Genomic DNA, 19,918 nt, shown 5'->3' with positions numbered 1-19,918 from the left:
GGCTTCAATTTGAGGTTTGCCTCGGCATAACCACCGAAACCCAATGATGTGTCAGGGCATGGGTGTAAAGTGCCGAGGGCTTTCAAGTTAAGAATCTCACCGCAGAACTACCTGAACTCCAGCAGAGCAACCCCGATCAACATCCAAATGAAGGCGATGATCATTGTTTTCAGATTAAGGGTAAGTCGAAGCTTTAAGTGAGGTGGGAAGTTTTCAAGATCGGTTGGGTCCAGCTCTCCATTAATGAGAGAAGCTTTTGGCCACAGTAGCATTCCCGAAATTTTACCCATCTCTAAAAGTGACCAAATCAAGCCTCGTTTTCCAAGGCTTGGCCCCCAGATATAGATATAACGGCTGTGCTTTAAGGCCTCCTTTATGGCGTCCATGTGACGATGGGTCAGGTACAGGCTGTATGTAAGGGTCAAAGTTGCAAGCAACATTGGCCCCCCTAGAAAGGAGATCGCGATCCAGAGAGGCCAAGTGTCAATACTGCTCATGGTTGATTAACTTGATAGAGTTTTTCTCCAATAGCTTCACCCGCCATCCCCCCGCCCGTCGTACCCACCCATGCGCCCGCTCCCACTATAGCCGCAACACAAATTACCCCGCCAACGCCTCCAGTCGCCACGCCCATTGCTATGCAAATAGAACCACTGGCAGCACCAGCCATCACTCCGCTCAAAGCCCCAAGAGAAGTAGACCCCACAAACTTTCCTACTTCCGTAAACTTGACCCTCTCGCAAGCCGCCCCAGAATCCCCGTTACACACCTGCTCAATAGCCAACAACGAAGACACTCCCCCAAGTCCAATACCGATATAACCCCCTGCCTTCATGTACTTCGTGGCACGGCTGACCGCCTCCACATGAGCGGCATACCCCGGAATCTGCCCCGGCCCACCCGCCTTGTCCCAGTGATGCACCAAGCTACGACTGGATATACCCAGGGCCGTTTTCAACTTTGGGTGATCGCCCAAGGTGGTCTGCCCGCGCAGGCGGGTGGAGTTGAGCAGATGAGCATCCAACTGGTTCATCAATCGTTGGCGATCAGTGAAGAACTGCGGTGACCTAAGGTGCCCGTGCTGCCGATAGCTGTCCTGATGCAGGCGTTCCATGGCCTGCAGCGTATCGCGCAAGTTGTTCAGGTGCTTTTCCATCACTACCGCACTGACGCCTAGCCAGGTTGAGGTCTGCCCGACGAACCCAGCGATTTCAGCTCCATGGCGATACAGAAAGTCGGCCTCGTCGGGTGTCAGCCCATCCAGTGATGCGCTGACATGTTGTGCAGCCTGCATCAGTTGCGCTTCCTGATAGGTGCAGGAGGTGTTGTTCGGGTCGCTGAGCACGATCATCGAGCCGGCTTTGACGTGGCTCGTACTCGGGTTCAGTGCTTGAAACTTGCGCATTACAGCCGGGTCGAGCGTCGGAAAAAGTGTGGCTTCCAGCGCCTCGCGGGGGATGCTTTTGGGGACGATATAAAAACCTGGTTCCTCGCCCTGCAAACCGGTAAATGCAACGGGGGACAAATTGGTTGAGGGGGTGTACGCAGACTGGGAGTGTGCAACGGGGTTGCCGCTGGCCACTGCTTGGGACATTTCGATTGTTCTACGGGGGCCTTGTGGTGCGGTGTTTCGGCTTTCATAGGTGGCTGTAAAAACCGAGGGAATCAGCCGGGCTTTACACGGGCAGTCACTGTGGCTGTCCAGCGTGCCCGCCATCAGCTTGCCGTGACTGTTCATGTAGTAAATGCCGCCAACGATCTTATAGGTTTTGCCATCTTTTCCGCAGCTGACCCGATCTCCTTCACGGGCGTGAAGGAGGCCATATAAGTTGATGCGGCTATCACCGTCCAGCACTTTGCCGCCGCAGGTGGTTTTATCACCCAGGCCAATGAAATAACCTACGCTCATGCTACTTCCTTACATTCATGTCGGATAAACCAGGGCGTTGCGCCCTGGCCAACTCATCACTCAATGGTAGGCAGGAAGTCTTCTGCCAATGGCACGCCGTGACGCTCGACAAAGAGTAACGAGTCCTGAAGTGTATTAACGATCTGGTCACCATTACTGAGGTGACTGCCTACCAATGCGAAGTCGCTATTACCTTCACCCGAGCCGGTCATGATAAGCGCCTGAGTGCCGTCGGCGTACTCCACGTAATCTCCTTTATGCGCGCCACGGACCTGCGAACCGTCAGCCAATCGAAATTCAAACTCCGATGCGGTTTTCTTGATGGTTCCACCGTTGCGGGTCTGACTGCCCTCAGTGGCGACTCGGTAAATAGCAATGGGCGGATGAGCGCTGCAATAAGCGCGTTGGTCTTTAACTAACTGCAGAGCCTGCTCATTAAAATGGGACAATTGTTGTTCCGTAAAGGGTGAACTATCTAATTGACTGAATACGTCAGACGTCAGGTCATTGGTATATAGCGAGGTGTGCGATGCGTTCATAAGTATTGCCCTTAGAGAGGTGGTCTTTGTTACCCCCAAACTTTGAAGAGGCATATCCCCACCGTAAAGTCAGACGTTTCCCTAAATCCTGTACTCCCTGCGCCGTTCTCAGCCCTTCACTCAAAATCGCACTCCCCTTTGGTGATTTTCATAATCAGCCGCCCAGGTGCCATTGCTAGTATCCAGACACCGCCCAGAACAATAAGGAAAACCCCATGCCGTACTTCCCCGGTGTCGAGAAGGTGTGCTTCGAAGGCCCTGCCAGCACCTCTGCCCTCGCGTTTCGTCACTACGACGCCAACAAACTGATCCTCGGCAAGCCCATGCGGGAGCACCTGCGCATGGCGGCCTGTTACTGGCATACCTTTGTGTGGCCGGGGGCGGATATGTTTGGGATGGGGACGTTCAAGCGCCCGTGGCAACGCAGTGGCGATCCGCTGGAGGTGGCCATCGGCAAGGCCGAGGCGGCGTTTGAGTTTTTTTCCAAGCTGGGCATCGACTACTACAGCTTTCACGACACCGATGTGGCGCCCGAAGGCAGCACGCTCAAGGAGTACCGCAACCATTTTGCGCAGATGGTCGACCACCTGGAGCGCCATCAGGAACAGACCGGCATCAAGCTGCTGTGGGGCACCGCCAATTGCTTCAGCAACCCGCGTTTTGCCGCCGGGGCGGCGAGCAACCCAGACCCAGAGGTGTTCGCCTTCGCCGCCGCCCAGGTGTTCAGCGCGATGAACGCCACGCTACGTCTCAAGGGCGCCAACTATGTGCTGTGGGGTGGCCGTGAAGGGTATGAAACCTTGCTCAACACCGACCTCAAGCGCGAGCGCGAACAGCTCGGGCGTTTTATGCGCATGGTGGTTGAACACAAGCACAAGATCGGCTTTACGGGTGACCTGTTGATCGAGCCCAAGCCCCAGGAGCCGACCAAACACCAATACGATTACGACAGCGCCACCGTGTTCGGCTTCCTGCATGAGTACGGCCTGGAACACGAGATCAAAGTGAACATCGAGGCCAACCACGCGACGCTGGCCGGGCACAGCTTTCATCATGAGATCGCCACCGCCGTGTCGTTGGGGATCTTCGGCAGTATCGACGCCAACCGAGGCGACCCGCAGAACGGCTGGGACACCGACCAGTTCCCCAACAGTGTCGAGGAGATGACCCTGGCCACCTATGAAATCCTCAAGGCCGGCGGGTTCAAGAACGGCGGCTATAACTTCGATTCCAAGGTGCGCCGCCAGAGCCTCGACGAGGTGGACCTGTTCCACGGGCATGTCGCCGCCATGGATGTGCTGGCCCTGGCGTTGGAGCGTGCGGCGGCGATGGTGCAGGACGACCGCTTGCAGCAGTTCAAGGACCAACGCTATGCCGGCTGGCAGCAGCCGTTGGGCCAGGCGGTGTTGGCCGGTGAGTTCAGCCTGGAGTCATTGGCTGAACATGCCTTTGCCAACGAGCTCAACCCACAGGCGGTGAGCGGGCGCCAGGAGATGCTTGAAGGCGTGGTGAATCGGTTTATCTACACCTGACTGTGGCCAGAGATTGCTCCCACTGGGGCGCGAAGCGGCCCCAAAAAATGGGAGTGCTACGCACTCCAGCGGGAGCAAGCTCCCTCGCCACGAAGAGGATCTTCACCTAGTGTCATTCCAACAACAATAAAAGGACGCACCACCATGAAGTCATTCAAACCTGCCCTGCTCGCCGCAGCCCTGGCGCTGCTCGCCCTGCCGGTGATGGCCGATCCTGCGCACCCGAAAATCGGTTTTTCCATCGACGACCTGCGCCTGGAGCGCTGGTCCCGCGACCGTGATTACTTTGTTGCCGCTGCGGAAAAGCTCGACGCCAAGGTGTTCGTGCAGTCTGCCGATGCCAACGAACAGAAGCAGATTGCCCAGATCGAAAACCTCATCTCCCGGGGCGTCGATGTGATCGTGATTGTGCCGTTCAACGCCACGGTGCTGACCAACGCGGTGGCCGAAGCCAAGAAGGCCGGGATCAAGGTGGTGTCCTATGATCGCCTGATCCTCAACGCCGACATCGACGCCTACATTTCCTTCGATAATGAAAAAGTCGGCGAAATGCAGGCCAGCGGCGTGTTGCAAGCGGCGCCCAAGGGCAATTACTTCCTGCTCGGCGGCGCGCCGACGGACAACAACGCCAAGGTGCTGCGCGAAGGTCAGATGAAGGTACTGCAACCGGCCATCGACAAAGGCGATATCAAGATCGTCGGCCAGCAATGGGTCAAGGAATGGAACCCCACCGAAGCCTTGAGCATTGTCGAGAACGCCCTGACCCGTAACGACAACAAGATCGACGCTATTGTCGCCTCCAACGACGCCACCGCCGGCGGTGCGATCCAGGCCCTGGCCGCGCAGAAGCTGGCGGGCAAGGTGCCGATCTCCGGCCAGGACGCTGACCTTGCGGCAATCAAGCGCGTGATCGATGGCACCCAGACCATGACCGTGTACAAACCGCTCAAGCTGATCGCCACCGAAGCGGCCAAGCTTTCGGTTCAGCTGGCACGCAGCGAACAGCCGACCTACAGCTCGCAATACGACAATGGCAGTAAAAAGGTCGACACCATCCTGCTCACCCCGACGCCGTTGACCAAAGCCAATATCGACCTGTTGGAAAAGGATGGTTTCTACACCAAAGAGCAGATCGCCGGGCAATGACCGTGGCCGCCGATTACCTGCTGCAAATGAACGGCATCGTCAAAAGCTTTGGCGGTGTCAACGCCCTCAACGGTATCGATATCAAGGTCAAGCCTGGGGAATGCGTGGGCCTGTGCGGTGAAAATGGTGCGGGTAAATCCACCTTGATGAAGGTGCTATCGGCGGTGTACCCGCACGGCACCTGGGCGGGGGAAATCCTCTGGGATGGGCAGCCGCTCAAGGCCCAGTCCATCCGCGAAACCGAGGCGGCCGGCATTGTCATCATTCACCAGGAACTGACCCTGGTGCCCGACCTGTCGGTGGCCGAGAACATTTTCATGGGCCACGAGCTGACCCTGCCCGCTGGGCGCATGAACTACCCGGCGATGCTGCACCGCGCCGAAGTCTTGATGCGCGAACTCAAGGTGCCAGACATGAATGTGGCGCTGCCGGTGTCGCAGTACGGCGGCGGCTACCAGCAACTGGTGGAGATCGCCAAGGCCCTGAACAAACAGGCACGCCTGTTGATCCTTGACGAGCCTTCCTCGGCTTTGACCCGTGGCGAAATCGAGGTGTTGCTGGAGATTATCAAGGGCCTGAAGGCCAAGGGCGTGGCCTGCGTGTACATCTCCCACAAGCTCGATGAAGTGGCAGCAGTGTGCGACACCATTGCGGTGATTCGCGACGGCAAGCACATCGCAACCACTGCCATGGCAGACATGGACATCCCCCGGATCATCACGCAGATGGTCGGCCGCGAAATGAGCAACCTCTACCCCACCGAACCCCATGAAGTGGGCGAGGTGATCTTCGAAGCGCGTAACGTCACCTGCTACGACGTCGACAACCCCAAGCGCAAGCGCGTCGACGACATCTCCTTCGTGCTCAGGCGCGGTGAAATCCTTGGCATCGCCGGCTTGGTGGGCGCCGGGCGCACGGAGTTGGTGTCGGCGCTGTTCGGCGCTTACCCCGGCCGCTATAGCGCCGAAGTATGGCTGGACGGCCAGGTGATCGATACGCGCACGCCGCTCAAGTCGATCCGCGCCGGGCTGTGCATGGTCCCAGAAGACCGCAAGCGCCAAGGCATCATCCCCGACCTGGGGGTAGGCCAGAACATTACCCTGGCGGTGCTCGACACCTACGCGCACATGACCCGCATCGACGCTGAGGCCGAACTGGGCAGCATCGACCAGCAGATCGCCCGCATGCACCTCAAGACCGCCAGCCCGTCGCTGCCGATCACCAGCCTCTCAGGCGGCAACCAGCAAAAGGCCGTGCTGGCGAAAATGCTGATGACCCAGCCCAAGGTGCTGATCCTCGACGAACCCACACGCGGGGTGGACGTGGGCGCCAAGTACGAGATCTACAAACTGATGGGCGCTCTGGCGGCCGAAGGCGTGTCGATCATCATGGTCTCCTCGGAACTGGCCGAAGTGCTCGGCGTGTCCAACCGCGTGCTGGTGATTGGCGACGGCCAGTTGCGGGGGGATTTCATCAATGACGGGCTCACCCAGGAACAGGTACTCGCCGCCGCGCTCAGCCATAACCCTAATGATCGGAAGACCGCGTAGATGAACCAGGTCAAACACCTTTTCACCCGCTACAAAATGCTCGCGCTGGTGATCGCCGTCGCGTTCATCTGGTTGTTTTTCAGTTGGCAGACCGAGGGCGGTTTTCTCACCCCGCGCAACCTCTCCAACCTGCTGCGGCAGATGTCGATCACCGGGATATTGGCGTGCGGCATGGTGCTGGTGATTATCAGCGGCGAGATCGACTTGTCGGTGGGCTCGTTGCTCGGGCTGTTGGGCGGGCTGGCGGCGATTCTGGATGTGGTCTATCACGTGCCGCTATTGGCCAACCTGAGCCTGGTGGCGCTGTGCGGCTTGATGATCGGCCTGGCCAACGGCTACATGACCGCTTACCTGCGCATCCCCTCGTTCATCGTCGGGCTGGGCGGAATGTTGGCGTTTCGCGGGATTCTGCTGGGGGTTACCGGCGGCACCACCATTGCGCCGGTGTCGCCGTCGCTGGTGTATGTGGGCCAGGGGTATTTGCCCCACAGTGTGGGCGCTGGGCTTGGCGTACTGCTGTTCGCACTGACGCTGTTCCTGACCTGGAAGCAGCGGCGCAACCGCGCACTGCATGGCTTGGCCGCGCACGCTTTGGTGCGCGACGTGTTACGCGTGGTATTGATCGGCGCGGTGCTCGCCGGGTTCGTCACCACCCTCAACAGCTACGACGGTATCCCCGTGCCGGTTCTGCTGTTGCTGGTGCTGCTCGGCGTATTCAGCTACGTCACCAGCCAGACCGTATTCGGCCGCCGCGTGTATGCGGTAGGCAGCAATATGGAAGCCACACGCCTATCCGGCATCAACGTGCAAGCGGTGAAACTGTGGATCTTCGGCATCATGGGGGTGATGTGCGCGCTGGCCGGCCTGGTCAACACCGCCCGCCTCGCTGCGGGTTCACCCTCGGCGGGCAACATGGGTGAACTCGATGCCATCGCGGCCTGTTTTATCGGCGGCACATCGATGCGCGGCGGCTCGGGCACCGTCTATGGCGCGTTGCTTGGCGCGTTGGTGATTACAAGTTTGGACAACGGCATGTCGATGCTCGATGTGGACAGCTACTGGCAGATGATTGTGAAGGGCAGCATTCTGGTGCTGGCGGTGTGGGTGGATGTGAGTACGCGCTCGGGCAGGCGATAACTCGTCCGCCAGAACACCACCGATCACCTGTGGGAGCTGGCTTGCCTGCTCCCACATTTGATCTTCATGGCTCCCCCACATTGATCTCATTTTTCCCTCAGGTTATTGCGGATAAAAACTAAAAGTCCATAATGGACAAATTAGTTTATCCGGAGAACCCCATGTCCACGACGCCCCTCGTCATCGACCAGGCCCAGGCCCGCACTTTATTGGCTCAAGTCGATGTACCCGCGATCCTGCGCAAACTGTTCCGCGACCTCGCCGCAGGGCAAGCGGTGCAGCCGGCGCAACAGCTGGTGGAATTTCCCCAAGGCGCCGGGGATTTCATCAACTACCTGGGCGTACTGGCCGGAGACGGGGTGTACGGGGTCAAGACCTCCCCCTATATCGTGCGTGATCAGGGCCCCCTGGTGACGGCCTGGACCCTGTTGATGTCGATGCACAGCGGCCAGCCGTTGCTGTTGTGCGATGCCGCTGAATTGACCACCGCACGCACTGCCGCCACGACGGCGTTGGCGGTGGATGCGCTGGCACCGGCGGCGGCGCAACGCCTGGCGATCATCGGCAGCGGCAAGGTCGCCCAGGCCCACCTGCGTTATGTGCAGAACCTGCGCGACTGGCAGCAAATCCGCCTGTACTCGCCAAGCCTGGGCAGCGCCAGCGCCGAAACGCGTGCGCAGTTGGCTAGCCTGGACCCGCGCCTGAGCCTCGTCGCAAGTTGTGAGGCCGCCCTGGAAGGCGCGGATGTGATCCTGCTGTGCACTTCGTCCGCCGGGCCGGTCATCGACCCCTCGCGCCTGAGCAAACCCGCGCTGATTACCTCCATCAGCACCAACGCGCCACGTGCCCATGAAGTACCGCCACATTGCCTCAACCAGATGCACGTATTCTGCGACTACCGCCAGACCACCCCAGGTTCAGCCGGTGAGATGCTGATCGCCAGCGAGCAGCACGGCTGGGACAAACGCACGATTATTGGCGACCTGCCCGAGTTGTTCAGCGACATGGCCCAGCGCCCCGACTACGATCGTCACGTCTTTTTCCGCTCCATCGGCCTGGGCCTGGAAGACATCGCCCTGGCCAATGCCCTGTACCAACGGCAGCGCTAATCAGGAGATTGTTATGCATCAGGCAGACTTCATCATCATCGGCGGCGGCATTGCCGGCGCGTCCACCGGGTTCTGGTTGTCGCAGCACGGCAAGGTCCTGGTGCTGGAGCGTGAAAACCACCCGGCCTATCACTCCACCGGGCGTTCGGCAGCGCTCTACACCGCCGCGTACGGCACCCCGCAAGTACGCGCGCTGACCTTGGCCAGCCGGGCCTTCTTCGACCAACCACCCGCAGGCTTTTGCGAACACCCCCTGCTGACGCCCCGGGGCGAAATGACCGTTGATTTCAACGGTGACCCGGCCGAACTCGACAGCCAGTACCTGAGCGCCAAGGCCACCGTAGAGCAGGTACAGCGCCTGACGGTCGATGAAGCCTGTGCACGCTTGCCGATCCTGCGCCGTGAAAAAGTCCACGGGGCAATCTACGACCCTACCGCCTGCGACATCGACACCGACGCCCTGCATCAAGGCTACCTGCGCGGTATCCGCCGCAACCAGGGCGAAGTGCGCACCGACAGCCATGTGCTGGGCTTGAGCCGCGACGCCGACGGCCTGTGGCAGGTGCGCACCCAGGATGCGACCTTCACCGCGCCGGTCATCATCAACGCCGCCGGTGCCTGGGCCGACCATATCGGCGGGCTGGCGGGCGCGGCGTCCATCGGCTTGCAGCCCAAGCGCCGCTCGGCCTTCGTCTTCGCTGGCCCCGAGGGCATGGACAGCCACGACTGGCCGATGCTGGTGGCCCTCGACGAAGCGTTCTACATGAAACCGGATGCCGGCATGTTCCTCGGCTCGCCGGCCAACGCCGACCCGGTAGAACCCCAGGACGTGCAACCCGAAGAGCTGGATATTGCCATGGGCATTTACCAGATCGAGGAAGCCACCACCCTGACCATCCGCCGGCCGACGCGAACCTGGGCCGGGCTGCGCAGTTTTGTGCAGGACGGTGATTTGCTGTCGGGCTTTGACCCGCAAGTACCGGGGCTGTTCTGGGTGGCAGCGCAAGGCGGCTATGGTATCCAGACCTCACCCGCCATGGGCCAGGCAAGCGCCGCCCTGGTGCGCGGTGAACCGCTGCCGGAGGCACTGACCCGGTTCGGCCTGGACGCTGGTATGCTCTCCCCGGTCCGCCTGGAGCCCCATTGATGAACACCGCTGAACAAGACAAGGTCATGCAGAACTTCCGCGCGATTGCCGATGCAATCGCCACGTTGTTCTTTCCCCATGCAGAAGTGGTGCTGCATGACCTGCGCACGCAAACCGTGGATTACATCGCCAATAACCTGTCCAAACGCAGCCTGGGTGACGACTCGTCCCTGGAGGACATGCTCGACGGCGACGTCAGCGAGGTGAATATCGGCCCTTACGAAAAGCTCAACTGGGACGGCCAGAAAATCCGCAGCCTGAGTACCGTGCTGCACGACCACAAAGGTCACCGGCTGGCTGTGTTGTGCATCAACCTGAATATTTCAATGTTCGAAACGGCCAAGGCAGCGCTGGATTTATTCCTGTCGCCAAGCAAGCTGATCGCACAGCCGGACGCGCTGTTTCGCGATGACTGGCAGGAACGCATCAACACCTTCCTGCATGCCTGGCTGCGCGAGCGGCAGTTGAGCCTGAACCTGTTGACCCGCGACCACAAACGCGAACTGGTGCTGGCGCTGCATGCTGAGGGAGCCTTCAAGGGCAAGAGCGCCTCCAACTATGTGGCCAATGTGCTGGGCATGGGGCGGGCGACGGTCTACAAGCATTTGAAGGAATTGAAGGCTTGAACCCTTTCTGACCACAGCGCCGATCCCCTGTGGGAGCTGTCGAGCTTTAGCGAGGCTGCGAAGGGGCCGGCAAGGTCAACATTTTCATCGCCTGACCCACCGCTTTCGCAGCCTCGCTAAAGCTCGACAGCTCCCACATTCACCGCGTATTTCCTTGGGTCAGTCGCCGTAGATATCGGCCTTGAAGTACTGCTGTGAAATCTTCTGGTATTCGCCGCTGGCGCGAATGCCGTCGATGGCCGCATTCAATTCGCTGACCAACTCGCCATTGCCCTTGCGTACTGCGATGCCGGCCCCCTCACCCACGTATTTCGGGTCTTTGAGCTCCGGGCCGACAAAGGCATAACCCTGCCCGCGCGGCATCGACAGGAAGTCGCTCAGGGGAATGGTGTCGGCAAAGATCGCATCCAGGCGCCCCGCTGCCAGATCCATGTAGATTTCTTCGTTATTGCTGTAGCGCTTGACGTTGATGCCCTTGGGCTCGAACACCTCGGTGGCATACCGGTCGGTAGTCGTGGCGCGCTGTACACCGACGTTCTTGCCCTTGAGGCTGGCGTACTGGTCATCCACCACGGCGCCGTCCTTCATCACCAGACGCGACGAGGTGAAGTAGTACTTGTGGGTGAAATCCACCGACTTCTTGCGGTCTTCGTTGATGGTCATGGACGACAACGCCATGTCGATCTTCTTGACCTTGAGGGACGGAATCAGCCCGTCGAACTCCCCTTCGATCCACACGCACTTGACCTTCATTTGCGCACACAGGGCGTTGCCAATGTCGTAGTCGAAACCCACGATCTTGCCGTCACCGGTTTTGGAGGCGAACGGTGGGTAAGCGGCCTCAATGCCAATACGCAGGGTTTTCTCGGCGGCCAGCAGGTGGCTGGCGGCAAACAGGCTCAGGGCCAGGACGGGAAGGAGATGGCGTTTCTTCATGGAGGGGTTCTCGCAAGTTGTTGTTGGTTTGGCAAGAGTGAAGAAAAACGTGCAGCGGCTATTTTGTACTTATAATTCCATACTGGACTTTTATGTGTTTGCCCGTCAACAGGCAAAAAAAATGTGGGAGGGCTTGAGCCTTCCCACATCAGATCCTGCAGCACAGCTTGAACGTTACTTGGACACCGGCATCGCAAACTCCGCGCCCTGCTCGATGCTCTCCGACCAGCGCTGCATGATCGACTTCTGCTTGGTGTAAAAACGTACACCCTCGGTGCCGTAGGCATGCATGTCGCCGAACAGGCTCTTCTTCCAGCCACCAAATCCGTGCCAGGCCATAGGCACCGGGATCGGCACGTTGATACCGACCATGCCCACTTCGATGCGCCGCGCAAACTCACGAGCAATGTTGCCATCGCGGGTGAAGCAGCTGACGCCGTTGCCGAACTCGTGATCGTTGACCAGCTTCACTGCCTCGGCAAAATCGTTGACCCGTACACAGGCCAGCACCGGGCCGAAGATTTCTTCGCGGTAGATGCTCATGTCCTGGGTCACGTGGTCGAACAAGGTCGCGCCGAGCCAGAAGCCGTTTTCCAGGCCGGGTTCGGTGGGCACGTAGTCACGGCCATCGAGCAGCAACTGCGCGCCCGCTTGTACACCCTGCTCAATGTAGCCACTGATGCGTTCCAGCGCGGCCCGCGACACGATCGGGCCCATCTCGGCTTTGAGATCGCGACCATCGGTGATGCGCAGCAGCTTGGCGCGTTCGGTCAAGGCGGCGATGACTTTGTCACCCACGTCGCCTACCAGCACCGCCACCGAGATCGCCATGCAGCGCTCGCCGGCACTGCCGTAGGCGGCGCCCATCAGCGCGTCCACGGTGCGTTCGATATCGGCGTCGGGCATCACCACCATATGGTTTTTCGCCCCGCCCAGGCCTTGCACGCGCTTGCCGTTGCGGGCGCCGCTCTCGTAGATGTACTGGGCAATCGGCGTGGAGCCGACGAAGCTCACGGCCTTGACGTCCGGGTGTTCGATCAGCGCGTCCACCGACTCTTTATCACCCTGCACCACGTTGAACACACCTTTGGGCAGGCCGGCTTCATGCAGCAACTCGGCCATGAACAGCGACGCGCTTGGGTCAGTCGGGCTGGGCTTGAGAATGAAGGTGTTACCCGCCGCAATGGCGATGGGGTACATCCACATCGGTACCATCACCGGGAAGTTGAACGGCGTCACGCCGGCGACCACGCCCAACGGCTGGCGCATCGTCCAGTTGTCCATGCCACGGGATACCTGGTCGGAGTGTTCGCCCTTGAGCAGGTTGGGAATGCCGCAGGCAAATTCGAGAATGTCGATGCCACGGTCGACTTCGCCCTGGGCATCGGTGAACACCTTGCCGTGCTCGGCGACGATGATGCGCGCCAGGTCGTCCTTGCGTTCGCGCAGCAGATGCAGGTACTCGAACAACACGCGGGCGCGACGGATCGGCGGGGTGTCGGCCCAACCGGCAAACGCGGCCTGGGCGGCGGCGACGGCTTCGGCCACGGTCTGGCGGCTGGCCAGGGCCACACGGGCGGTGACTTCACCGGTGGCCGGGTTGTAGACGTCCTGATAACGGTCATCGCGGCTGACGCGCTGGTCGTTGATGTAGTGCTCGATGGTTGCAGTCATGGCAGTCGATCCAGGTGGGTAGCGTTGGTCCACACGATAGGCTTTCGCTTTGTTCCGAACCAGAGCAGAATCCAGAACTTATTGTCCTTATATGCGAACAATACACCCATGGAAAAGGCTGAGATCGAAGGGCTGTGGACCCACATTCACTGGCTGTCAGTGCTGGAGGAACAAGGCACCTACACCGCCGCCGCCGCGCGCCTGGGGGTGAGCAAGTCAGCGGTGAGCCAGCGCATTTCCGACTTGGAAAAGGCCACGGGCACCCGGCTGGTGACGCGCACCACCCGCAGCGTGCGGCTGACCGATGCAGGGCTGTCACTGACTCGCGAAGTACGCAGCGCCTACGCGCAGATCGCCCGCAGTTTTTCCTCGGTGCGCGACTCGGTCGGGGAAATACGCGGGCTGGTGCGCCTGACCGCCCCCGTGGCGTTCGCCCGGCAACAACTGGTGCCGCACCTGTCTGGCTTTTTGCAGCAGTACCCACAGGTGCGTATTCAACTGGACGTCTCCGATGCCTTGAGCTCATTGGCCGCCGAGGGTTACGACCTGGCGGTGCGCCACGGCTTCCAGGTGCCCGAAACCCACGTGGCATGGAAGCTGTGCGACACCACCTCGGTACTGGTCGCCACCCATGATTACCTGCAACACCACGGTGAACCCCGCGAGCCGGGCGACCTGTCGGCCCACAACTGCCTGTTTTACCCACGCGGCACCGACCAACCCGCCTGGACCTTCGAACGCGGCAGCCACCCCATCGAGCGCCTCACCGTGCCCATCGCCGGCAGCTTCGCCACCAATAACAGCGAAGCCTTGCGCGACGCCGCACTCAACCACCTGGGCATCGCCCTGCTCCCGGACTTCAGCGCCCAGGCGGCGCTGGCCGCTGGCAAAGTGGTGCAGGTCTTGAAGGACTGGACACTCAAAGGCGCATTTGCCGATGAGATCTACTTGATACGGCCTTACTCACCCCATGTGCCCAAGTCGGTGAGTGCGTTGGTAGGCTACTTGAAAGAGAAGCTGTCGGGCGGGTTCCAATAGGTGCGAGCGCCTAATCCTGTCAAATACTTGCCTGATCCTCTGAACTTGAGGGCAATCGGATAGATAGCCCTTGCGCGTTGGTCTAGAGTTCGACGATGGGCGACCTGTAGTCGCACCACTCCTATAAGAACTCTGCAGTACCAACCGATGATCAGCAGGTGAGCCAGCCATGGAATTACGTATTAACCAAAAGGCCTATCAAGTCGAGGCCGAGGCAGACACGCCGTTGTTGTGGGTGATCCGCGACAATCTGGGCCTGACCGGCACCAAGTACGGCTGTGGCCTGGCCCAGTGCGGCGCCTGTTCGGTGCTAGTGGACGGCAATGTGGTGCGCTCGTGCGTGACGCCGGTAGCCGGGGTGGTCGGTCGCGAGATCACCACCATCGAAGCCATCGAGGCCGATGACGTAGGCAAACGCGTCGTCTCGGCCTGGGTCGAACATCAAGTAGCGCAATGCGGTTACTGCCAGTCCGGGCAGGTGATGGCGGCCACCGCGCTGCTCAAACATACCCCCGCGCCGACCAAGACGCAGATCGACGCGGCGATGGTCAACCTCTGCCGTTGCGGCACCTACAACGCGATCCACGCCGCCATGGATGCCTTGGCCGCCGGGAAGGAGACCGCCTGATGAACACCACCGAGATCATTCCCGGCGTTACCCTGGGCGAACCGATCAACCTGTCCCGTCGCCGCTTCCTGGCCAGCACTGCCGTGGGCGCGCTGGTGATCGGTTTCGGCTTGCCGCTGGGCACCTCCCGCGTGCAAGCCGCGACCGGCGCCGCCGCTGAACGCGGCACTCAAGTGCCCGCCTTCCTGGAGATTCGCCCCGACGGCAGCGTGCGCCTGCTCAGCCCCTTCATGGAAGGCGGCCAAGGCACCCACACCGCCATGGCGCAGATCGTCGGTGAAGAATTGGATGCCGACCCGGCCACATTCATCGTCGAAGCGGCCCCGCCCGGCGAAGCCTACGTGGTGATGGAAAATGGCATGCGCATCACCGGCGGCAGCATGTCGGTGCGCATGAGCTACCCGACCATGCGGCGCCTCGGCGCCCTCGCCCGCGCGATGCTGATGCAAGCCGGCGCAGAGCAACTGCGCGTACCGCTCAGCGAGCTGACCACCCAACCCGGTCGCGTGGTGCACGCCGCTTCCGGTCGCTCCCTGGGCTACGGCGAATTGGCAGGTGCCGCCCTGGATATGCCGGTGCCCGACCCGGCCAGCATCACCCTGCGCGACCCGAGCCAGTTCCGCTGGATCGGCAAGCCGGTCAAGCGCCTGGATGCCTATGACAAATCCACCGGCAAGGCGCAGTACACCATCGACCTGAAAATCGACGGCATGCTCCATGCCGCCGTCCAGCATGCGCCACGCCTGGGCATGACCGTGGGCAGCCTGCGCAACCAGGCGCAGGTGCAAGCCATGAAAGGCGTGCATTCGGTTCACACCCTGCCCGGCGCCGTAGCTGTGGTAGCTGAACGTTGGTGGCATGCCAAGCGGGCCGTCGAAGCCATCCAGGTGGAGTGGCTTGAAGCCGCCGCCGACTCCACCGTGCGGGCGATGCCAGCGGATTTCTCCAGCGACAAGTACCGCGACTTCCTCGCCGCCCAGCAAGGCCCGGCCCGCGATGACGAAAACGAAGGCGATGTGGCCGGCGCACTGGCCAGCGCCAAAACCCGCGTCGAAGCCACCTACCACAACCAGTACCTCAACCATGCCCAGTTGGAACCGCCTTCAGCCTTGGCACGCTTTAACCCCGACGGCACGCTGGAGGTGTGGCTGCCTAACCAGGCGCCGGATATGTTCCGTGCCGACATTGCCAAGCGCACCGGTCTGAGCATTGAGCAAATCACCCTGCACTCGCCGCTGCTGGGCGGCTTTTTCGGCCGGCATTTCCTGTATGACTCGGCAAATCCTTACCCGCAAGCCATCGCGTTGGCCAAGGCGGTGGGCCGGCCAATCAAGCTGATCTGGAGCCGTGAAGAAGAATTCGTGCGCGATGTATTGCGCCCGGTCGCCGTGGTCAAGTTCCGCGCTGCGCTGGATGACAAAGGCCTGCCTGTGGCCATCGAAGCGGTCAGCGCCACCGAAGGCCCCACAGAAGCCCTCAGTGGCAAACAAGGCGATCAGATCGACCCAACTGCCCTGGAAGGCTTGTCGGGCAAGAGTTATGCGATCCCCAACAAACGCATCGCGCAGATCTACGTCAAAGGCCCGGCCATGCTCGGTTACTGGCGTTCGGTGGGCAACTCGCTCAATGACTTTTTCTACGAGTCGTTCCTGGATGAGCTGGCGGACAAAGGCGGCCACGACCCTTACGAGCTGCGCCTGCACCTGCTGCGCGACAACCCGCGGCTGACTACCTTGTTGCAAGCGGTGGGTGAATTGTCGGGGGGCTGGAAGCGCGGCCCTTATACCGCAGAGGACGGTACACGCCGTGCTCGCGGCGTGGCCATGGCTTCGCCCTTTGGCTCTCACGCGGCGGTAGTCGCCGAAGTGTCGATCGAGAACGGCCAGGTCAAGGTCCACCATATCTGGGAGGCCATCGACCCGGGCAGCATCGTCAACCCGGCCATCATTCAAGCACAGGTCAGCGGCGCGGTAGCCTTGGGGCTGTCGCAAACGTTGCTGGAGGAAGCGGTGTACGTGGACGGTATGCCACGGGCGCGTAACTACGACCTTTATCCGATCCTGCCGCCCTCGCGTATGGCGCAGGTCCACGTGAAGATCGTGGAAAGCGGCGAAAAGATGGGTGGCATCGGTGAACCGCCATTGCCCGCCGTGGCACCGGCGGTGGTCAATGCGGTGGCACAGTTGACTGGCCAGCGCATTCGCAGCTTACCGTTGAGCCGCCACACCTTCAGCTAACCGACAGGGAACACCCATGAATAACCGCCGATTCGCAAGAACCGCAGGGTGGCTGGTGCTGCCCTGCGTGGTCGCCGCCGGCCTGCTGGCCTGGTACGTCACCCGCGAGCCTGCCTCGCCTTTTGAACAGCAACAGGCCACGAGTTTCGACCCCGCCTTGGTCAGCCGCGGTGAATACGTCGCGCGCGTGAGTGACTGCGTGGCCTGCCATAGCCTGGCCGGCAAGCAGCCTTTCGCCGGTGGCCTGGAAATGGCCACGCCGCTGGGGGCGATCCACGCCACCAACATCACCCCCGACCGCGAGCATGGCATCGGCACCTATAGCCTGGCGGACTTCGACCGCGCCGTACGCCACGGCGTAGCACCGGGTGGGCGACGACTCTACCCGGCCATGCCCTACCCGTCTTATGTGAAGCTCAGCGACGACGACATCCAGGCGCTGTACGCGTTTTTCATGAAAGGCGTGCAACCGGCCAACCAGCCTAATATCCCCAGCGACATCCCCTGGCCGCTCAATCTGCGTTGGCCCATCGCCCTGTGGAACGGTGTGTTTGCACCGACCGCGACCTATGCCGCCAAGCCCGGCCAGGACGCACTGTGGAACCGGGGCGCCTATATCGTCCAAGGCCCCGGCCACTGCGGCAGTTGCCACACACCACGGGGGCTGGCGTTCAACGAGAAAGCCCTGGACGAATCTGGCGCGCCATTCCTGGCCGGTGCCCTGCTCGACGGCTGGTACGCCCCCAGCTTGCGCCAGGACCACAACACCGGCCTGGGGCGCTGGAGTGAGGAACAGATCGTGCAGTTCCTCAAGACCGGTCGCAACCAGCATGCCGTGGTCTATGGCTCGATGACCGAAGCCTTCAACAACTCCACGCAGTTCATGCAGGACGATGACCTGGCCGCGATCGCTCGCTACCTCAAGTCACTGCCCGGCGACCCCCAGCGTGACGGCAGCCCCTGGCAATATCAGCCGGTAACGGCACGCTCGGATGTCCCCGGTGCCCACACGTACGCGACCCGCTGCGCCTCCTGCCATGGGCTCGACGGCAAAGGCCAGCCCGACTGGATGCCGCCTCTGGCCGGCGCTACCTCGGCCCTGGCCAAGGAAGATGCGTCCGCGATCAACATCACCCTCAACGGCTCACAACGCGTGGTCACCGCAGGCCTGCCGGACGCCTACCGCATGCCGGCGTTCCGTGAGCAATTGTCCGACTCGGAAATCGCCGACGTGCTGAGCTACGTGCGCGGTACCTGGGGCAACCACGGCGGCGCGGTCGATGCGAAGGCCGTGGGCAAGTTGCGCGGGCATACCGACCCGGCGAGCAGTAGCCCGATCATCCTGCATATGCGCTGATCGGTCGCGATCAACTGTGGGAGCTGGCTTGCCTGCGATGCAAACGCCTCGGTTCATCAGGTAAACCGAGTCGATGCATTCGCAGGCAAGCCAGCTCCCACAGTTGGGCGATGAGCATTCAGGTAGATAAGCGTCGGCTGCAAGGCCGCGCTATTTATTTTCGTCCGCCTTGCCTTCCTGCATCTGCACCGACGACTGGGTGCCACTGTTGTTGTCTTTAGTGGCGTTGTCGGCGTTGTCAAAACAGCCGTGCAGCATGAACGCGCTGCACAGGCCCAGGCACATATAAAGCTTCTTCATGAAGGTTCACCTGCTGGCGAGTGAGTGATATCCGCGTGACGACAGCAACATTCGTCCGCCCATGATCTATCTGTCTGGTACAGAGGCGCGTGCGTTCAAAAAACAGACCCTTGGCTGACGAATGGGGGCCGCGTATCAATCAAACGGGATCACCGAGATCTTGCCGTTGCGCTCAAGAATCGCGAAGCGGATCTGCTTGAGCTCGACAAGCCCTTGGGTGGACCGGGCCGCCTCAAGAATGTCACCCTCGTCCAGCCGCGCATGCTTGAGCCGTTTGTGCAGCACCTGGCCTTGCTCGACCAGCACCGTCGGCCCGCCATCGAGCACCCGCGCGAACCAGGCTGAACGCTGCTTGGCCAGCGAGAAGCCAATGTCGATGGCAATCAGGGTGGCGATGACCAGCACGGCGTTGGTCATCGAGAAATCTTCGCCCAGCAACGCCTGCTGGGTGGCTTCGCCGATGACCATCAACAAAACCAGGTCAAAGGTGGTGAGCTCGGCCAGCGTGCGCCTGCCGGCAACTTTGAACAGCACCAGCAGCACCAGGTAAATCGCCACAGCCCGCAGTACAGAGTCCATGGTTGCCCCTCGGAACAATGAATGGGAAACGACCGATTCATAGGGATTAGGTGACCACCGCGCCGCGGTGGTTCATTCTTTCGACGCTCCCCGGGGCACCATCTAAAAAGATGATGGTTTCAGCGCAACTGAATCGTTGAAATGATCGAAATTTCGGCGGCAACCCAGTTGATACCGGGGCGTTGGCAGCGGGTCACAGCTCTATATCGATCACGCTGAAGAAGGAACCCCTGTCATGCACGACTCACAACGCGCCTGGGAACTGGCCATGGTGCTGATTGCCAACGGCCGGATCCCCTTCGACCCCGCTAACCCGAGCGGTTCGGTGAAAATCCTCAACAAGCATTTGCAAGCGCTGGAAGCAGCGCTGCATGAAGAGGCAAGCACCGGCACGCCGCCGACAGATATCAGCACACGTGAGCGCCTGGGCAAAAACAGCAGCCGCAGGCCCTCATTGGTGTGTGCCGACTAGGC

At 60.9% G+C, this 19,918-nt stretch carries 19 protein-coding genes; 12 read left to right on the top strand and 7 right to left on the bottom strand.

The annotated features are described in order from the left end of the window. Window positions 1–107: 107 nt before the first annotated feature. Genes CLM72_RS11395 through CLM72_RS11385 form a run of 3 tightly spaced genes read right to left on the bottom strand, consistent with a single transcriptional unit; the run spans window position 108 to window position 2,448 of the window. Window positions 108–497 (bottom strand): hypothetical protein, encoded by a 390-nt coding sequence (locus tag CLM72_RS11395; RefSeq protein WP_105226495.1) that lies wholly within the window; start codon window positions 495–497, stop codon window positions 108–110. Beyond that, window positions 494–1,909 carry a PAAR domain-containing protein gene (locus CLM72_RS11390; RefSeq protein WP_105226494.1) on the bottom strand — a complete coding sequence of 472 codons (1,416 nt, stop codon included), beginning with the start codon at window positions 1,907–1,909 and terminating at the stop codon, window positions 494–496. The genes CLM72_RS11395 and CLM72_RS11390 overlap by 4 nt, the downstream gene beginning before the upstream one ends. Window positions 1,910–1,965: 56 nt before the next feature. Then, window positions 1,966–2,448, bottom strand: a complete 483-nt coding sequence (locus tag CLM72_RS11385) for a hypothetical protein (RefSeq protein ID WP_105229124.1) — start codon at window positions 2,446–2,448, stop codon at window positions 1,966–1,968. Window positions 2,449–2,663: 215 nt separating this feature from the next. Between CLM72_RS11385 and xylA the strand changes: the two genes are divergently transcribed. The 7 genes from xylA to CLM72_RS11350 all read left to right on the top strand — a co-directional run bounded on the left by xylA (window position 2,664) and on the right by CLM72_RS11350 (window position 10,695). Further along, complete coding sequence (xylA, locus tag CLM72_RS11380; protein ID WP_105226493.1) at window positions 2,664–3,980, top strand: xylose isomerase; 1,317 nt, start codon at window positions 2,664–2,666, stop codon at window positions 3,978–3,980. Between the two features lie 144 nt (window positions 3,981–4,124). Next, on the top strand, window positions 4,125–5,126 hold the full coding sequence (gene xylF, locus CLM72_RS11375; protein ID WP_103452539.1) for a D-xylose ABC transporter substrate-binding protein: 1,002 nt from the start codon (window positions 4,125–4,127) through the stop codon (window positions 5,124–5,126). Beyond that, the gene (gene xylG, locus CLM72_RS11370) at window positions 5,123–6,676 is read left to right on the top strand and encodes a D-xylose ABC transporter ATP-binding protein (protein WP_105226492.1); all 1,554 of its coding nucleotides are present in this window, start codon (window positions 5,123–5,125) and stop codon (window positions 6,674–6,676) included. The genes xylF and xylG overlap by 4 nt, the downstream gene beginning before the upstream one ends. Next, window positions 6,677–7,813 (top strand): sugar ABC transporter permease, encoded by a 1,137-nt coding sequence (locus CLM72_RS11365; protein ID WP_105226491.1) that lies wholly within the window; start codon window positions 6,677–6,679, stop codon window positions 7,811–7,813. It begins immediately after the preceding gene. Window positions 7,814–7,974: 161 nt separating this feature from the next. Beyond that, window positions 7,975–8,922, top strand: a complete 948-nt coding sequence (locus CLM72_RS11360; protein WP_105226490.1) for an ornithine cyclodeaminase family protein — start codon at window positions 7,975–7,977, stop codon at window positions 8,920–8,922. A 13-nt stretch (window positions 8,923–8,935) separates the two neighbouring features. After that, on the top strand, window positions 8,936–10,069 hold the full coding sequence (locus tag CLM72_RS11355; RefSeq protein WP_105226489.1) for an FAD-binding oxidoreductase: 1,134 nt from the start codon (window positions 8,936–8,938) through the stop codon (window positions 10,067–10,069). Continuing rightward, window positions 10,069–10,695, top strand: a complete 627-nt coding sequence (locus tag CLM72_RS11350; protein ID WP_057978045.1) for a transcriptional regulator — start codon at window positions 10,069–10,071, stop codon at window positions 10,693–10,695. Before CLM72_RS11355 ends, CLM72_RS11350 begins: the two co-directional genes overlap by 1 nt. A gap of 159 nt (window positions 10,696–10,854) precedes the next feature. On the opposite strand, the gene CLM72_RS11345 is transcribed toward CLM72_RS11350, so the two are convergent. Then, window positions 10,855–11,631: an ABC transporter substrate-binding protein gene (locus CLM72_RS11345; protein ID WP_105226488.1), complete on the bottom strand. Its 777-nt coding sequence runs from the start codon at window positions 11,629–11,631 to the stop codon at window positions 10,855–10,857. Between the two features lie 174 nt (window positions 11,632–11,805). After that, on the bottom strand, window positions 11,806–13,305 hold the full coding sequence (locus CLM72_RS11340) for a CoA-acylating methylmalonate-semialdehyde dehydrogenase (RefSeq protein ID WP_034127123.1): 1,500 nt from the start codon (window positions 13,303–13,305) through the stop codon (window positions 11,806–11,808). 108 nt (window positions 13,306–13,413) lie between these two features. Between CLM72_RS11340 and CLM72_RS11335 the strand changes: the two genes are divergently transcribed. The 4 genes from CLM72_RS11335 to CLM72_RS11320 all read left to right on the top strand — a co-directional run bounded on the left by CLM72_RS11335 (window position 13,414) and on the right by CLM72_RS11320 (window position 18,565). Next, window positions 13,414–14,343, top strand: a complete 930-nt coding sequence (locus CLM72_RS11335; protein ID WP_105226487.1) for a LysR family transcriptional regulator — start codon at window positions 13,414–13,416, stop codon at window positions 14,341–14,343. A gap of 169 nt (window positions 14,344–14,512) precedes the next feature. Then, window positions 14,513–14,971 (top strand): (2Fe-2S)-binding protein, encoded by a 459-nt coding sequence (locus tag CLM72_RS11330; protein WP_105226486.1) that lies wholly within the window; start codon window positions 14,513–14,515, stop codon window positions 14,969–14,971. Continuing rightward, on the top strand, window positions 14,971–17,208 hold the full coding sequence (locus CLM72_RS11325) for a molybdopterin cofactor-binding domain-containing protein (RefSeq protein ID WP_105226485.1): 2,238 nt from the start codon (window positions 14,971–14,973) through the stop codon (window positions 17,206–17,208). Before CLM72_RS11330 ends, CLM72_RS11325 begins: the two co-directional genes overlap by 1 nt. 16 nt (window positions 17,209–17,224) lie before the next feature. Then, complete coding sequence (locus tag CLM72_RS11320) at window positions 17,225–18,565, top strand: cytochrome c (protein ID WP_105226484.1); 1,341 nt, start codon at window positions 17,225–17,227, stop codon at window positions 18,563–18,565. Between the two features lie 150 nt (window positions 18,566–18,715). Here the strand turns inward: CLM72_RS11320 and CLM72_RS28945 are convergent, their stop codons facing one another. Both CLM72_RS28945 and CLM72_RS11315 read right to left on the bottom strand, forming a co-directional pair. Further along, window positions 18,716–18,865 (bottom strand): hypothetical protein, encoded by a 150-nt coding sequence (locus CLM72_RS28945; protein ID WP_164919367.1) that lies wholly within the window; start codon window positions 18,863–18,865, stop codon window positions 18,716–18,718. A 135-nt stretch (window positions 18,866–19,000) separates the two neighbouring features. Beyond that, window positions 19,001–19,444 carry a DUF421 domain-containing protein gene (locus CLM72_RS11315; RefSeq protein ID WP_034127111.1) on the bottom strand — a complete coding sequence of 148 codons (444 nt, stop codon included), beginning with the start codon at window positions 19,442–19,444 and terminating at the stop codon, window positions 19,001–19,003. A gap of 235 nt (window positions 19,445–19,679) precedes the next feature. Between CLM72_RS11315 and CLM72_RS11310 the strand changes: the two genes are divergently transcribed. After that, the gene (locus CLM72_RS11310) at window positions 19,680–19,916 is read left to right on the top strand and encodes a hypothetical protein (RefSeq protein ID WP_105226483.1); all 237 of its coding nucleotides are present in this window, start codon (window positions 19,680–19,682) and stop codon (window positions 19,914–19,916) included. Window positions 19,917–19,918 lie beyond the last annotated feature (2 nt).

Source organism: Pseudomonas sp. MYb193 (genome assembly GCF_002966775.1).
Lineage (GTDB): Bacteria > Pseudomonadota > Gammaproteobacteria > Pseudomonadales > Pseudomonadaceae > Aquipseudomonas > Aquipseudomonas paracarnis.
This window is presented reverse-complemented; position numbering and strand designations above follow the sequence as displayed.